Origin of the sequence: Pseudomonas sp. B111, assembly GCF_026428275.1 — a bacterium.
Classification (GTDB): Bacteria; Pseudomonadota; Gammaproteobacteria; order Pseudomonadales; family Pseudomonadaceae; genus Pseudomonas; species Pseudomonas aeruginosa.
Genome location: NZ_CP097857.1, coordinates 2,897,281 through 2,912,644, shown reverse-complemented (window position 1 = coordinate 2,912,644; position 15,364 = coordinate 2,897,281). Strand labels below are relative to the sequence as shown.

The 15,364-nt window shown below is 66.0% G+C and carries 14 protein-coding genes; 3 read left to right on the top strand and 11 right to left on the bottom strand.

Annotated elements, in window-relative coordinates; genetic code table 11:
- Nucleotides 1-36: 36 nt before the first annotated feature.
- A complete protein-coding gene (locus tag M6E97_RS13435) occupies nt 37-2,400 on the top strand; it encodes a DNA polymerase II (RefSeq protein ID WP_003122806.1) in 2,364 nt (787 codons plus the stop codon).
- Nucleotides 2,401-2,403: 3 nt separating this feature from the next.
- On the opposite strand, the gene M6E97_RS13430 is transcribed toward M6E97_RS13435, so the two are convergent.
- The 3 genes from M6E97_RS13430 to M6E97_RS31135 all read right to left on the bottom strand — a co-directional run bounded on the left by M6E97_RS13430 (nt 2,404) and on the right by M6E97_RS31135 (nt 5,126).
- Nucleotides 2,404-3,072, bottom strand: coding sequence for a hypothetical protein (locus M6E97_RS13430; RefSeq protein ID WP_003114946.1), 669 nt, complete (start codon nt 3,070-3,072; stop codon nt 2,404-2,406).
- On the bottom strand, nt 3,056-4,465 hold the full coding sequence (locus M6E97_RS13425; protein WP_003132715.1) for an alpha/beta fold hydrolase: 1,410 nt from the start codon (nt 4,463-4,465) through the stop codon (nt 3,056-3,058). Before M6E97_RS13425 ends, M6E97_RS13430 begins: the two co-directional genes overlap by 17 nt.
- A 373-nt stretch (nt 4,466-4,838) precedes the next feature.
- Nucleotides 4,839-5,126 carry a hypothetical protein gene (locus M6E97_RS31135; protein WP_003088136.1) on the bottom strand — a complete coding sequence of 96 codons (288 nt, stop codon included), beginning with the start codon at nt 5,124-5,126 and terminating at the stop codon, nt 4,839-4,841.
- A 165-nt stretch (nt 5,127-5,291) separates the two neighbouring features.
- On the opposite strand from M6E97_RS31135, the gene M6E97_RS31130 reads away from it, so the two are divergent.
- Complete coding sequence (locus tag M6E97_RS31130) at nt 5,292-5,678, top strand: hypothetical protein (protein WP_003115740.1); 387 nt, start codon at nt 5,292-5,294, stop codon at nt 5,676-5,678.
- Between the two features lie 13 nt (nt 5,679-5,691).
- On the opposite strand, the gene M6E97_RS13415 is transcribed toward M6E97_RS31130, so the two are convergent.
- The 8 genes from M6E97_RS13415 to M6E97_RS13380 form a co-directional block, all read right to left on the bottom strand.
- Nucleotides 5,692-6,315 carry a glutathione S-transferase family protein gene (locus M6E97_RS13415; RefSeq protein ID WP_033938083.1) on the bottom strand — a complete coding sequence of 208 codons (624 nt, stop codon included), beginning with the start codon at nt 6,313-6,315 and terminating at the stop codon, nt 5,692-5,694.
- Nucleotides 6,316-6,403: 88 nt separating this feature from the next.
- Nucleotides 6,404-6,793 carry a hypothetical protein gene (locus M6E97_RS13410; RefSeq protein ID WP_003088144.1) on the bottom strand — a complete coding sequence of 130 codons (390 nt, stop codon included), beginning with the start codon at nt 6,791-6,793 and terminating at the stop codon, nt 6,404-6,406.
- Nucleotides 6,790-7,527: a hypothetical protein gene (locus tag M6E97_RS13405; protein ID WP_003088145.1), complete on the bottom strand. Its 738-nt coding sequence runs from the start codon at nt 7,525-7,527 to the stop codon at nt 6,790-6,792. Before M6E97_RS13405 ends, M6E97_RS13410 begins: the two co-directional genes overlap by 4 nt.
- Nucleotides 7,524-9,953, bottom strand: coding sequence for a penicillin acylase family protein (locus M6E97_RS13400; protein ID WP_034005907.1), 2,430 nt, complete (start codon nt 9,951-9,953; stop codon nt 7,524-7,526). Before M6E97_RS13400 ends, M6E97_RS13405 begins: the two co-directional genes overlap by 4 nt.
- 25 nt (nt 9,954-9,978) lie before the next feature.
- Nucleotides 9,979-10,602: a 2OG-Fe(II) oxygenase gene (locus M6E97_RS13395; RefSeq protein WP_009314568.1), complete on the bottom strand. Its 624-nt coding sequence runs from the start codon at nt 10,600-10,602 to the stop codon at nt 9,979-9,981.
- Nucleotides 10,603-10,618: 16 nt separating this feature from the next.
- On the bottom strand, nt 10,619-11,893 hold the full coding sequence (locus M6E97_RS13390) for a fatty acid desaturase (protein WP_003102695.1): 1,275 nt from the start codon (nt 11,891-11,893) through the stop codon (nt 10,619-10,621).
- Between the two features lie 18 nt (nt 11,894-11,911).
- On the bottom strand, nt 11,912-13,081 hold the full coding sequence (locus tag M6E97_RS13385; protein WP_003088150.1) for a hypothetical protein: 1,170 nt from the start codon (nt 13,079-13,081) through the stop codon (nt 11,912-11,914).
- Nucleotides 13,082-13,086: 5 nt separating this feature from the next.
- Nucleotides 13,087-13,854 (bottom strand): sterol desaturase family protein, encoded by a 768-nt coding sequence (locus tag M6E97_RS13380; protein ID WP_003102692.1) that lies wholly within the window; start codon nt 13,852-13,854, stop codon nt 13,087-13,089.
- A 761-nt stretch (nt 13,855-14,615) separates the two neighbouring features.
- On the opposite strand from M6E97_RS13380, the gene qscR reads away from it, so the two are divergent.
- Entirely contained in the window at nt 14,616-15,329 is a 714-nt protein-coding gene (qscR, locus tag M6E97_RS13375) for a quorum-sensing transcriptional repressor QscR (RefSeq protein WP_003118960.1), read from the top strand.
- The last annotated feature ends 35 nt before the right edge of the window (nt 15,330-15,364 follow it).

Here is a 15,364-nt window from a genome sequence, read left to right as displayed (position 1 = left end):
GTAGAATCGGCGGATGCGAGAGATTCGGGGTCGATGGTGGAGTTACTGCAAGGGTTCGTCCTGACCCGGCACTGGCGCGATACGCCGGCCGGCACGGAAGTCGCGTTCTGGCTGGCGACCGAGCAGGGCCCGCGGCAGGTGCGGCTGCCGCCGCAGCCGTCGGTGGCGTTCGTCCTCGCCGAGCAGCGCGGGCGCGTCGAGTCCCTGCTCGCCGGGGAGACTGGCGCCGAGCTGCGGCCGCTGGCGCTGCGCGACTTCCAGCAGCGGCCGGTGCTCGGCCTGTACTGCCAGCAGCATCGCCAATTGATGAATCTGGAGAAACGCTTGCGCCAGGCCGGCGTCGAGGTGTTCGAGGCCGATATCCGGCCGCCGGAGCGCTACCTGATGGAGCGCTTCATCACCGCGCCGGTCAGCCTGGAGGCGAGTGTCGAGGCCGACGGCAGCCTGCTCGCCCGGCGCCTGAAGCCGGCTCCGGACTATCGCCCGCGCCTGCGCCTGGTGTCGCTGGACATCGAGACCAACGCCCGCGGCGATCTCTACTCCATCGCCCTGGAAGGCTGCGGCCAGCGCCAGGTATACATGCTCGGCCCGGCCAACGGCGATGCCGCGGCCGTGGATTTCCGCCTCGACTATTGCGACAGCCGTGCCGGGCTGCTGGAACGTCTCAACCAGTGGCTGGCCGAGCACGATCCCGACGCCATCATCGGCTGGAACCTGGTGCAGTTCGACCTGCGCGTCCTGCATGAGCATGCCCAGCGCCTGAAGGTGCCGCTGCGCCTGGGGCGTGGCGGCGACGAAATGGGCTGGCGCGAGCACGGCAGCCGCAACAACCACTTTTTCGCCGCGGCGGCCGGCCGCCTGATCATCGATGGCATCGAGGCGCTGCGCTCGGCGACCTGGAGCTTCCCTTCGTTCAGCCTGGAGAACGTCGCCCGGACCCTGCTCGGCGAAGGCAAGGCGATCGACAATCCGTACCAGCGGATGGACGAGATCGATCGCATGTTCGCCGAGGACAAGCCGGCCCTCGCGCATTACAACCTGAAGGACTGCGAACTGGTGACGCGGATCTTCGCCCGTACCGAACTGCTCGACTTCCTCCTCGAACGGGCCACCGTCACCGGCCTGCCGGCGGACCGCAGCGGCGGCTCGGTGGCGGCCTTCACCCACCTGTACATGCCGTTGATGCACCGCGCCGGCTTCGTCGCCCCGAACCTCGGCGAGAAGCGCCCGGAAGCCAGTCCCGGCGGCTTCGTCATGGACTCGCGGCCGGGCCTCTACGAATCGGTGCTGGTGCTCGACTACAAGAGCCTGTATCCGTCGATCATCCGTACCTTCCTGATCGACCCGGTCGGCCTGGTGGAAGGCCTGCGCCAGCCGGACGACGAGCACTCGGTGGAAGGTTTTCGCGGCGCCCGTTTCTCGCGTACCCGGCATTGCCTGCCGGCCATCGTCGCACGGGTCTGGGAGGGCCGCGAGGCGGCCAAGCGCGAACGCAACCAGCCGCTCTCGCAGGCGTTGAAGATCATCATGAACGCCTTCTACGGGGTGCTGGGTTCCAGCGGTTGCCGCTTCTTCGACCCGCGCTTGGCCTCGTCCATCACCCTGCGCGGGCATCGGATCATGCGCCGTACCCGCGAGCTGATCGAGGCCGAGGGCTATACGGTGATCTATGGCGATACCGACTCCACCTTCGTCTGGCTCGGCAGCCCCCGCGCCGAGGAGGAGGCCGCGGCCATCGGCCGGGCGCTGGTGGCGCGGGTCAACGACTGGTGGCGCGAGCACCTGAAAGAAGAATTCGGCCTCGACAGCGCCCTCGAGCTGCAATTCGAGACCCATTACCGGCGTTTTCTCATGCCCACCGTGCGCGGCGCCGAGGAGGGCAGCAAGAAACGCTACGCCGGCCTGGTGCGCCGCGCCGACGGTGGCGAGGAGATGGTCTTCAAGGGCCTGGAGACCGTGCGCACCGACTGGTCGCCGCTGGCCCAGCGCTTCCAGCAGGAACTCTACCTGCGCATCTTCAATCGCCAGCCCTACCAGGACTACGTGCGCGATTACGTACGACGGACCCTGGCCGGCGAGCTGGACGACCTGCTGGTCTACCGCAAGCGCCTGCGCCGGCGCCTCGACGATTACCAGCGCAACGTGCCGCCGCATGTGCGCGCGGCGCGCATCGCCGACGACTACAACCTCGAGCGCGGGCGCCCGCGGCAGTACCAGAGCGGCGGCTGGATCAGCTACGTGATCAGCGTCGCCGGTCCCGAGCCGCTCGAGGCGCGGCGTTCGGCCATCGACTACGAGCACTACGTGGGCAAGCAGTTGCAGCCGGTGGCCGACGCCATCCTGCCGTTCGTCGGCGATGATTTCGCCACTTTGGTCGACCGGCAGATGGCGCTGTTCTGAGGCTCATTGGCGGATGAGCCGCTGGTCCAGCTGGCGCAGCCGTTCCCGGTCGAGGTTGCGCGGCAGGACGAGAGTGTCCGAGCCGTTGGTCAACGGCGATTCCACGGGCCTGTTGAGTGGGATGACGATACGCTCGGCGTCGTAACGGATTTCCTTGGTGTTGGTCAGGCCCTGCTTCTGTAGTTGATGGATGGCTTCGAGGCGGGCGTCGGCGTCGGCTGCGCTGGGCGCCGATTGCATGACCTTCAGGTAGATGTCCAGTGCCTCCCGGCCATTGAACGGACCTTGCCCCAGGTGCTTCACGAATACCCGGTAGACGCCTCCCACCGCGCGGCACAGGCGGCTGTTGCCGTTCTGTGCGGCGATGTCGGCCTGCAGCCTGGCGTCGCACTGCTGCTTGCTCATGTTGCGGGCTTCGGACTTTTCGCTTTGCGCGCAGTAGGCGCTGCCGTAGAGGTCGCCGTCCTTGTCGCAGCGGCCGTAGCAGATATCGTGCAGGCGGCAGGCCTCGCTGAGCGAGCAGCCCGCGACGTCGTCCGGAACCAGATACTGGGTGAAGCCGGAGCCGCAATAGGTGGCCTTGTCTTCGGCGGCGCTGGCGGCGGGCGCCATCCGCGGGGCGAGCAGAACGACGGCGAAGCCGATCAGGAGCAGGCTAGAGAGGGTTTTCATAGAGGACGTCCTGTTCGCTGCGGGTGCCGGGTTCCGAGAGTTGCCGTTGCAGCCGCCGGTGCATGGCCGTGGCTTTGAGGTAGTGGAAGTCGAAGCACTTGCCGAACGAGAAGTTCTTCCGCACCGGGTCGTGGCACTCCCGGTAGTAGGAGGCGCCAGCCGTGCGTTCGTAGATGGCCTTGCTGACGGCGGTGGCCATGAAGGCGATTACCTGGTCGTTGAAGATATCGTTGTGGTCGGCGATGAAGGACTGCGAGGTGTAGATGAAGTTGACCGGCTCGTTGCTGTAGCAGGGCATGCGCGGCAGCGCCGGATCGGCGTTGCCGCCGTCCGCGCTGCAGAAGCTCCTGAAGCGCCATTTGCCGATATCGGTGTCGTCGATCACCCGTGGTTCGGGCGGTCTTGGCGCGCAGTTGTCGCTGCCATCCGGCAGCGGGCACTCGCGGTCGATCAGCAGGGCGGTCCGATACAGGCTGTAGTTGCCGAGGGCGGTGGTATCCAGGTCTTCTTCCCGGAGGCGATAGCGGGTTCCGTTGTAGGTCCTGTCCAGGTCCACCTGGCTCCAGGTGAGGTTGACGCCGACCCATTGGCCGAGCGGGAAGGCGAAGTGGGTGGCGCTGTCGCCGTGCGAACTGATGACGTACAGCAGCGGCGGCGGCTGGGTTCCCAGGGCGCCGACCTTGAGGCTGTTCTCCTTGAGCAGCAGGCCCTGATTGGCCTCTATCGCCGGATTCAGCATGATTACCGCGTCGCCGAAGGCGCGTATCCGCTGACCGTCCTGGAGAGCCAGCAGGCGTTCGAGCAACGGGTCGTGAAGTGCGCCGAGGGTGATTGCGCCGCCGAAGCTGTGGCCGACGATCACCAGATAGTTCCTGTCCTTGCGATCGATCCGTTCCAACTGGGCGAGCAACTCGGCGACGCCACCCCGGCCGACTTCCTCGGCGACGGCCTTCCTGTCCCAGTAGGTCAGGTTCTCGCTATACAGGCCATGCATCGACTTGCCCCGCCAGCCAACATAGAGGCCGACCAGCCTGCGTTTGCCCAGCACCCCGGAGGAGGCGAGATTGGCGAGTGCCTTGTTGAAGCTGGCGACGTTGCCGTCGTCCCGTCCCGCGTTGTGCTTCCAACCGTGAATGAACACCACCATGGCGATGTCCCCCCGGGCGGAGTAGCGCTTTAGCTGGTCGATCAGGCGTTGCGTTCTGGCAGGCGCGAAGTCGTTGCCGCGCTCGCTGTATTCGACGAAGCCGATCTCGTAGTTCGGATGGCGTTCGTAGTAGCTGTCGCTGCAAGGCCGCATGTCGGCGCAGGTCGATTCGCTGTCATCGCGCAGCGGGGCGTTGGCGGCGCAGCCTGCCAGCAGGCAGGCTGCGAGAAGGGCGAGTATTTTCATGACGATTCCCGCGTGGAGATTCTTTTCCGGCGCGCCAGAACTCGACCGGTCGCTACCCGTTACGCAGGCCGGTCGGTACGCTCTGGCGCTGTCGGTGCCCGTGTCGCCGGCCGGGTGCTGTCATGGGGGATGGGAGAGCGCAGGCGGAGAAGTCGTCCCGCGAAAGGCTGGGGAGGCGTGTGTCAGGGTCCCCTGGAAGCGGGCCTGGGATATCCCGGAAAGGCTCGTCGTGGGGCGAACTGTCGAAGACGTTGACATGCTGAACCACCACTTCCGTGTCTGTTCTGCAACTGTCTATAGACCGCCGGGGGATGGGTGTCAAAGTGCCACTTCGCAGCCTTCCGCATGGTGGATGGCTGCGAAGGAGAGTCGATCAGGCCAGTTGCGCCGGGTCGAGCATGTCGCTCTCGAAGGTCATCCAGCCGCCGTTCTCGCTGGCCGCGCCGTCGAGGATCGGGCCGTAGTAGGTGAGGCCGATGGTCAGGCTGAAGCAGATGTGGGTAGCGTTCTCCGGCGCGTCCAGCTGGCCTTCGAAGTGCAGCTTGAGCACGCCCGGCTCGACGCTTTCCAGGCCGATGGCGACGTTCGGGTTGTCCACGGCCTCGCTTTCGCGGCCGCGTTGCTCGGCGCTGACGGTGAGGGTCACGGTGTCTCGGTACATGTCTTGCTCCAGTTGGCGTGGGGCCGGCTTCGCCAGCGCGGCGGACAGACTACTGGCAGACGCGCCGGCTGGCCAGTGCTGGCTGCGGCAGGCGCCGCGCGGGGCCTGGGAATCATTCGCCGGCGGCGCAGTCCAACTGCGCATCACCAACCGACCCCCGAGGGGATGATGAAGCTACCCGTGCTCGCTGTATTGGGCGCCGCGCTGCTGTTGAGCGCCTGCGCGAAGAAGGAGGCCGAGGCCTGTGCCTCGCCGGACGTGAAGGACCAACTGATGCGGATCTTCCTCCAGGGCGCGATCACCGAGCGCTCGCCGGAGTTCAAGGACAGCGCGCTGCGCGACGTGGCGATCCTCGAGAAGGATCCCGACAGCGGCGTGCTGTCCTGCGTCGGCACCCTCAGCGTGCCGGCCGGCCAGCAGGTGGTCGAGGGCGTCCTGCAATATCGCATCGCCCCGGTGGCCAAGTCCGACTACGACTACCTGCTGCTGGATACCGCCGGCGCCAACACCACCGCCCTGGCGCAGCGCCTGAACAAGGCGCTCGGCCAGTGATCGCGCGCCTCGCTCAGGGTACGCCGTTGCGGCCGTGGGCGAGGAAGCCGGGACGGGCGCCGAGGCGCTCGTAATAGGCGCGCACCGCTGGCAGCGACGGATGCTCGAACGGCGTCTCGTACCAGCGGTTGACCGACAGGCCGATGGCGATGTCGGCCAGGCTGAAGGTCTCGCCGGCGACATAGGCGCCGGTGCGTAGCAGTTGTTCCTCGAGGATTTCCATGAAGCCCGTCCAGCCGCGCAGCGAAGCCTCCACCTGGGCCGCGTCGCGGTGCGCCGGCGACTGCCGGACCAGGCTCATGAAGGCATAGCTCCACGAGCGGTTGAGGTCGGAGGCCTGCCAGTCCAGCCACTGGTCGACCCGCGCGCGCGGCGCCGCCTGCTGCGGATAGAGGCGTTCGCCGGCATAGCGGTTGGCCAGGTAGCGGATGATGCTGTTGGATTCCCAGAGCACCAGTTCGCCGTCGCGCAGCACCGGCACCATGGCGTTCGGGTTGAGGGCGAGGAATTCCTCCGCGTGGGTGTCGCGGAAGCCGCTGCCCCAGTCTTCGCGGCGGTAGGGCAGGTCCAGTTCGGCGCAGGTCCAGAGCACCTTGCGCACGTTGATCGAAGAGGCCTTTCCGAGAATCTCCAGCATGGCGATGGCGCGTCCTTGGGCGGATAGGAAGGCTCCGAGTATACGGGCCGATCCCGCCGACGGGGAACGGCTCGAGCGGGGGCGCCGGCTAGGCGCCGCTGGCTTGCCGGCGACCCGGGCGGCGGCGCGCCCAGAGGGCGAAGTAGAGCCAGCCGATGACGAACGATGGCGCCACGCTCGCCAATGGATGCGGCGTGCCCGAGAGCCAGTGCAGCGCGGCCATCGGCGCGGTCAGCAGGAGCACCACCAGCAGGGGCGCCTGGCGTTGCGCAAGACCGTGGCGGCGGCCGAGACATTGCAACAGGTACAGGCCGAAGCGCGTCGCCAGGAGACTCGCGGCGCCCTGGAGCAGGGCGGCGACGCCCATCCCGGCCAGGCCGCCGTCCTGGTTGGCATAGGCCGCCCAGGCGCCGTAGAGCACCGCGGCCGGCAGCGCCGCCAGCCACGGGTCGTCGGAGCGCTGCGCGAGTCCGCTCACCGGATGATCCTCTGCTGCACGTAGGGTTCGGCACCGGGCGCGAGGCGGACCATGCAGAGGATCTGGTCGCTGCTGCCGACGTGGGCGACGAAGTGGTCGTTGGTCCTGGCGTGGCTGGACATCGCCATGCGGGGGAAGAAATCCGGGGCGACGCTGCGTTGCCCGCCGGGTATCAGGCCGGTTTCCGCATCCAGGCGCAGGTTGGCGGACAGCGTGCCGACCACGTCGAGGGCCAGGTCGACCATGTCCGGGCTCTGGCGCGGCGCTTCCAGGTCCGGGTACAGCGTCGCTCCCGGGATCCGCGCGCTGAGGGCGCGGAACATGTTGTAGACCACCGGGTTGTAGGTCTTCGCCACGATCAGCGGCGGCAGCCCGCCGTTGCGCTCGCTGACCTGGCGCAGGAAGAACTGGTTGATCCGCTTGAACAGGCTGGTGCGGTGGTAGCGGTCGACCACCATCGCCGTCCACAGGTAGAGGAAGCGCGTCGAGCCGCGGACGAAGTCCTTCGCGCCCAGGATGCCAATGATCCGTTCGCCCTCCGGGTCGGTCGCCAATACCAGGTGGTCGTAGGTCTCGAAGATATCCGGCTGGTTGCCGAAGTATTGCAGCACGTCGAACTGCGGCATTCCCTCTTGCAGGTCGGCGACTATCTTGCGTTTGAAGCCCTCGGGGAATTGCCGTTCGCGGCTGGAGTAGTCGAGGTCGAAGGCGTTTTTCTGCGGATCGCTGGTCATGGTCGTGGCTCGCCGGAGGAAGGGGCTGAAGGGCGCAGGACCAACTGGCGGTCCGTCGCGTCGGGGGCGTCGTCGGCGATACGGATGTACGCGCCGCGGGCCCAGAGTTCGTTGAGGTCGGTGGCGCCGTCGAACGGCAGGCCGGAGTTGCGGGTGGACAGCGCGTAGCGCGAGTTGTCGAAGTCCGCCAGGTCGATGACCATCCGCAGGGTCGCGGCGATCCGGGTGTTGAACGGGTTGGCCGGGTCGCTGTAGTCGAAGCGCCCGACGTTGACGCTGAAGTTGTCGCCGCCCTTGTTGTTCTTCAGGTCGAACAGCGTGCGCAACGGGGTCTTGTGGAAGGGCACGTGCTCGGCGAGGGCGGCGTGCGCCTCGCCCCACTTCCAGCCGTCCGGCGCGCTTCCGTGGGCGGCTCGCAGTTCGTCGAGGGCGCTGCGCAGCGACTGGTTCAGCTTGAGGTCGCAGCCTTGTTCCTGGCCGCACCAGAAGCGCAGGTCGGCCTGGCCGTCGAGGATCAGCCGGAGGAATCCGTCGTAGTTGCGCTGGTTCCAGCCGCTGGCCAGCAACTGCGTGCCGATCCTCGGTTGCAGCAGCTCGCGGGTGAAGGCGCGTACCCAGTAGCCGGCGATCAGTGGCGCGGCCAGGTCGGCGGCGGCCTGGTGGTTCCAGCCCTGGAGCAGGGCGAAGGCCTCGCTGGCGCGCAGTTCGGGGTCGCTGACCTGCTCCAGCATCTTCGGCAACAGGCTCGCCATCACGCTGGAGAACTCGTCGTTCTGCAACTCCAGGCTGTCTTCCAGGGTGCGCTGGCCGGGGCTGCCGAGCCACTCGCGGATGCGGTCATAGCGGTAGGGCAGGACCCAGTCGTGGCCGAAGTCGAAGGCATTGTCGGGCGGCACGATGCGCTGGTTCGCCGTGGCGATGAACCCTTCGCGGGGGTTGAGGCTGCGTGGCTTGGCGCTTTCCGGAACGTAGCCGACCCAGTCGTAGCGGCTCTCCCAGCCGGGCGAGGGGGCCAGGCCATGGAGGTCGTCGTCGGCGCCGCGGAGCGGTACGCGACCGGCGGAGACGTAGCCGATGTTGCCCTCGACGTCGGCATAGACCATGTTCTGCGGCGGTACGCCGAAGTCGGCGGCGGCGTCGAGGAACTGCTCCCAGCCTTCGGCCCGGTTGATCGCCAGCAGGCTCGGGAAGGTCTTGTCGTGATGGTCGAGGCCGGTCCAGGCGAGGGCGATCACCAGCCGGTCGCGCTGCGCCTGCGGCAGCCGCGCCGGTTCGTAGATGTCGCTGATCACCGGGCCGTGGCGGGTGCTGCGGACCTCCAGCGAGACCGGCTCGCCGTCGCGCACGGCGATGCGTTCCAGGCGCGTCTCGAAGGGCCGGTAGCCGTCCGGGGTCAGGTAGCGCCGCGGGTCCTGGGGATCGACGCGCTCCAGGTAGGCGTCCTGGATGTGCGAGCCGGTATTGGTGTAGCCCCAGGCGATGCGCTGGTTATGGCCGATGACGAACAGCGGGGCGCCGGCGAAGTTGGCGCCGGTGAGGCTCAGGCCGGGGATCTTCAGGCTGGCCAGGTAGAAGGCCGCCGGGTTGGTCAGGCGCAGGTGCGGATCGTTGGCCAGCAGCGGCTTGCCGGTGGCGCTGCGGCTGGCGGAGACCACCCAGTTGTTCGAACCGATGCCCTCGACGTTGGAACCGGGCAGTTGCCCCAGCAGCTTGCCGGCGTCCGGCGTGCCGCGCAGGGAGCGGTACAGGCTGGCGTAGTCGCGGGTGGCCGGCGGCCGCTCGCCCGGATAGGGGGCGAACACCTCGTTGATCCGCGCCAGGTCCAGGTGCTCGGCCAGCGCCAGGCGCTGCAACTGCATGCCCAGGTTGGCGCTCAGGGTCCAGGAATAGAGCAGGTGCAGGGACAGGCTGTCCACCGGCCCCCAAGGCCCCGGCCGTTCGTGGCGCACCAGGCTGAATTCCAGCGGCAGCGCCGCCGGGGCCAGCCCCAGATAGGCGTTGATCCCGTCGCTGTAGCGTTGCAGCAGGACGCGCGTGGGCGCGTCCAGGTTGGCGTAGATGCCCTCGGCGGTGCGTCGGAAGCCCAGGGTGCGGGCGAACCTGTCCATCGGCAGGGTCTTGGCGCCGAACACTTCGGAGAGCGTCCCGCCGGCATAGCGGCGGGCGAACTCCATCTGCCACAGGCGATCCCTGGCGTGGCTGTAGCCGAGCAGGAAATAGCCGTCCTCCAGGTTCTGCGCGCGGATATGCGGGACGCCGGCGGCGTCCCAGGCGATCCGCCCCTCGTGTTCCAGGCCATGGCCGACCTGGATCTCGCCGTACTTGAAGCCCAGCGGGACGGCCAGCAGGTAGACCGCGCAGGCCAGTAGCCCCAGCAGCAGGCCGCCGAGGGACAGGCGCCAGGCGTAACGTGCGTTCTTCGACATCGCTTCGAGTCTCCACGCCGACGGGTCAATAGACCCGCCGGTTCCGGTCCGCATGGCGACTGACGAAGAACACCAGCGAGACGCGCTCGCCGGCGGTCACCCGCTGGACCTCGTGGGGATAGCTGCAATCGCTGATGATCACCGAGCGCGGCTCCGGCTTGATGTCGTTGCGCAGATTGCCATCGCGGTCGTAGACCACGAACTGGCCGCCGGCGAAGTAGGTGCCGAGCTGCAGGACGATGGAGTACTGGTAGTCCGGGTTGCTGTCGGTATCCAGGTGCCGGCCGATGAACGAGCCGGCCTTCATCCGGTTCACCTGCATGCGCCGCACGTAGAAGGCGTCGTCGCCCATCAGCTTGCGGAACAGGCTCATCACGTTGTCGTTGCAGACGCGCGGGATGATCAGCTCCGACAGCGCATGGTTGACCACCGTGGGACGGTCGCGGTCGGTCATGAAACGGGCCACGTAGAGGTCGTTCTCCTCGTCGGCGTCGCCGATCAGGATCTTCTCCCACGGCAGGGTGGAGTTGGCCAGGACCTGGTTCATCAGTTCCCAGTCCTGCTCGTCGTAGAGCGCGTCGCTGGGGGTGATATAGGCGCAGCCGTTGGCTGCCAGACTCTGGGTGATCTGGGCAATCTGAGTATTCATGGGGTTTCCTGTGTGATCAGGCGGTAGCCTGGGATGCGGGTTGGTTGGTGTGGGGCTGGTTGGCGGCATCGGTCTCCGGAGCGAGCCGGGCATGGTTCTCGCGGTACCAGTCGACGATTCCGAACGGGTCCGACTGGCCGCGGCAGAGGTGGTCGCGCAGGATCAGGAAGTTCTCCCACATGCCCCAGGTCTCGGTCATCGGGCCGAACTTCGAGGGGCGCGCCTCGTTGGCCGCGCGCTCCGGCGCGATGCGCCAGAAGTTCACTCCCGGCTTGCGATGGTGGAAGTCGTGGCTGGGCAGGTCCTGCATGAAGGAGAACACCCGCAGCGGGATGTCGATCAGCAGCACGCCCAGGCTCCAGCGAACGAACGCCAGGGCGAAGGCCAGGCCCTGCTTGTCGGCCGGGTAGGGGCGGCCGAGGAAGCGTCCCCAGCTCAGCGAGCCGTAGTGCAGGAAGCGCGGCAGGCCGTGCTCGTTGCGGGCGAACCAGAGGTGCTCGGAGACGTGCTGGATCCACGACGAGTACTGGGTGAGGATGAAGATCGGGAACAGGTAGAACAGCGCGAACGCCTCCAGGTAGCCGCTGGCGTACACCAGGCCGAGCAGCGCGGCCCAGTAGAGCGCCCGGCTGACGCGCTCGTGGCGCGGGGCGGAGACGAAGCTGACGTCGAAGCGGAACTTCAGGTGCTCGAGGATCCGCGCCGGATGGAAGGGCGCGAGCACCAGGCGGGTCCAGAAGGCGCTTTCGGACATGCCCTTGTAGAAGCCGTGCTGCTTCATGAAGACCAGGTCGACGTCGTGCTCGGTATTGAAGGTGCGCACGCTGTGGTGTTCGTTCACGTGCAGCTTCACGTACTCGTCGCGCGGGGTGTGCAGGATCGGGATCGACAGGATCCACTTGCAGGTGAAGCGGGCCAGCGCCTTGTTCTCCAGGCTGGCGCCATGGGTGGTGTAGTGGAAGGTATGGAGGAAGCCGCGCTGGCGGTTGACCACCAGGCACATGATCAGCGCGCCCAGCAGGCACTTCAGCCACAGCGGCTGCTGCGAGGCGAGCAGTTGCTGGCCGTAGATCACCGCGAGGAAGAACACCGCGTAGCCCCAACTGATGTGCAGGTAGAGCTGCCAGGGCTTGAGCAGGGTGTCTTTCGGTCGCCGCGGCGGGCGGTCGTTCAGCGACTTGCCGGTGACCCAGGTCCAGAACGGCTGGCAGGGCAGGTCCTTGTAGGTACGGCGCACGTCGATGCCGTATCCGTACTTGGAGTATCGGGTCTTGAACAGTTCATCTTGCATGGCGCAGGCGCTCCCTCGTTACAGGTAGTCGGTTCGGATGTAGAGCGTCGGGACGGTCGCGAAGAACGAGTAGAACGGCTCCATCCGGTAGTGATCGACGGCCAGCACGACGAAGTTGTCGAAGCGCTCGCCGAAGAGTTTTCCCATCAATGCGTACTCGGCGGCCTGGGAGACGAAGCTGGCCCAGATCTGCTCGCGCGACTGGCTGGCGAACCATTTTTCGTAGAGCGGCAGGCGCGACAGGAAGATCGATTCCAGGGCCGGGTAGTCCAGCCCGGTCTGGCCGTAGTCGCCCTGTTCCAGGCGCTGGACGATCTCGCCGTGGGCCCGGTGCCAGCCGTCCTCGCCGCCGCACATCTCGAAGAACGAGCAGGTCGCGGCCGGGCAGGGCAGGGCCCCGGCGATCCGCTCGAGCTGGCGCTCGACCTTGCCGAGGAAACCCTCGCGGGTCTCGCCGGTGGCGGGGTTGCGGTTGAACGACAGGTATTCGAACTCGCCGCCGAGGATCGCGTGGCGGATCTCCACCTGGCGCGCCCTGGCCAGCTCCGCCACCGCCTGCCCGGCGCTGACCAGCTTGGCGCCGGCCAGGCCGGGCTGGTCGCCGACTCGCTCGAAGGTGTAGCGCGGCTTGCCCTCGGCATCGCTGGAGTGCGAGTAGTCCGGGCATACCGCGCTCACCAGGTGCAACGGACGGCCTTCGCCAGCGGCGCGCTCCAGCGCCTCAACCAGGCCGCGCAGGGCCCGCTCGCTGGGCGGCATGACGTTGCCGGCGGCCAGCCAGCGCTCGATGTCGCGGGCGTGGCGGTCGAGCTGCGGGATGTCCGGATGCTTGAGTTCCAGCTCGCTCTTGGCGTTGACCGCATCGGCCAGGAGCAGGGTGGTCAGGGACGGGATGCGTCCCTTGCTCTTGAAGCGGTGGATGTTGGTGACCACCGAGTTGCCCTGGCGCAGCTTGAAGTCGAATTCCTGGTGGCGCGACTGGAGGATCAGGTAGAACAGGTAGTTGCTGAACGGCAGCTCGCGCGCGCCGTGGGAGATGCGCAGCTCCAGATACCTGCGTTTCAGTTCGCCGAGGCGCGTTTCCAGTTGCGCATAGGTATGGTCGGGGACCACTTCGGCGAGGGGGAGGCCATACGAGATGGATTTCAATATGTTCCGGCTGAGACGGGAATCGATGTCTGGAATCATGGCGTTCACCTGACGTCGGGCTTGACCAGGACGGGAGCGGGCTGGGTTTTTCCGGGGAGGCTGTGCACGTCGCGGAACAGCAGCATGTCGACGAACTGCTGCTCCTTGTCGCCGGCGAAGCCCTGCGGCTCGTCGATGCGGCGGGGGTTCTCGTAGGTGCCGAACAACATGTCCCAGATCGGGAAGTCGCTGTAGTTGCACTCGTGGCGGTCGCGCTGGTGGTGGATGCGGTGCATCTCCGGGCGCTGGAACAGGTAGCCGAGGACGTGCGGGGTGCGCAGGTTCGAGTGGTAGAACATCTCGCCGAGCGCGGCGAACATGATGTAGTAGGCGCCAGCCTCGATGCTGATGCCCATCACCACGTAGGCGACGAAGCTGCCCAGCAGCGAGTTGAAGACCATCTCGGTCGGATGCTTGTAGAAGGAGGTGAATACCTCGATGCGTTGCGGCGCGTGGTGCAACTGGTGGAACAGCCGCCAGAGCGTGTCGTTGGCGTGGCGCGCGCGATGCCACCAGTAGGTGACGAAGGTGTTGACGAAGTAGGCGGCGAAGCCGGCCAGCAGTGGTGGCAGGGCATCCGAGGTGTGCAGCAGGCTGTGCCCCATCATCCATTTGTTCCAGGTGATGCCGGCGAGCAGGGCGATCGACACCTGGACGATGTTGAGGAAGATCACCCGGGCCACCCAGGTGCTCACCTTGGGCAATTTCCAGCCGGGAACCAACTGTTCCAGCATGAAGATGAATAGCGCCACTCCGATCAAGTAATAAATCATATTTATCTCCTCTTCCTTAGGGGCGGACGCCATGCGGAACTTTCATCGATACGAAAGGCCAGCGTCCTGTTTATTGTCTGAAGCACTTCTCGGCAGGCTGCGGTTATCGCTTCGCTATATTCGGAAGGCGATCTCGGTCAGGCGTGGATAGCTTGTCCATGGTCGAATGGAGCGCTCTTTTTAATTGCCTCAGAATGCGCTTCGTGAAAATCGGCACGGACAATGAAATGCCTGGTCGAATTAAATTGTCACAGCCCGGCAGGGACAACCTGCCCTTCCGGGCAGGTATCTGCGGAGAGATAGGGGGGGAAGTATGTAGTTGCCATTTCTGGTCCCCGGGGAGCCTCGTCGACGAGGCCCGCCATGGGCCAAGGTTTGTTGTCGGGAGGCCCTCCCGACGACGATGGAGCGTGCGAGAAGAACAATGAGAAAGACCGCCGTGAGGCCCATCGGAGAGCCGTTCTACGGTTTCCGCAAAGATCCGGGGCGCCGTCCCCTCCAGCACAGCGCAGTTCCTGCGCGGCGCCTCGTGTCCGTGCTCATCGAGAAGTTCTCTTCAGCCTCGTTTCGTCGTCGCCCGGCGGGCGGCGAATGGGCTCGACCTCGTCCGGAACACCCGCACAGGGCCGGCGGCGATATGTACTTCCAGGTCCGGCTTGATAAAGGGAATTGTCATGAGTGGATAAGACGGAAACAAAAAAGAATAAAAACGCTGAAGAACCGAATCCTGCCGGGATCGATTGTTGACTGGTGAAGCTGGCATGCATGATGAGAGAGAGGGATATCTCGAGATTTTGTCAAGAATAACAACCGAGGAAGAGTTCTTCTCCCTGGTTCTCGAGATATGCGGTAATTATGGATTCGAATTCTTTTCATTCGGTGCGCGGGCGCCTTTCCCGCTGACCGCGCCTAAATATCATTTCTTGTCCAATTACCCAGGGGAATGGAAAAGCAGATATATCTCCGAAGACTACACATCCATCGACCCGATCGTGCGCCATGGTCTCCTGGAATACACCCCGCTGATCTGGAATGGCGAAGACTTCCAGGAGAACCGTTTCTTCTGGGAGGAAGCGCTGCATCACGGCATCCGTCACGGCTGGTCGATCCCGGTCCGCGGCAAGTACGGGCTGATCAGCATGCTGTCCCTGGTGCGTTCCAGCGAGAGCATCGCCGCTACGGAAATCCTGGAGAAGGAATCCTTCCTGCTCTGGATCACCAGCATGCTGCAGGCTACCTTCGGCGACCTGCTGGCGCCGCGCATCGTCCCGGAAAGCAATGTGCGCCTGACCGCCAGGGAAACCGAGATGCTCAAGTGGACCGCGGTGGGCAAGACCTACGGCGAGATCGGCCTGATCCTGTCGATCGACCAGCGCACGGTGAAATTCCATATCGTCAATGCGATGCGCAAGCTCAACTCCAGCAACAAGGCGGAGGCCACCATGAAGGCCTACGCCATCGGCCTGCTCAACTGAATCGACGCCTCGTCGCCTAGCGAGGCCGCCGCGCA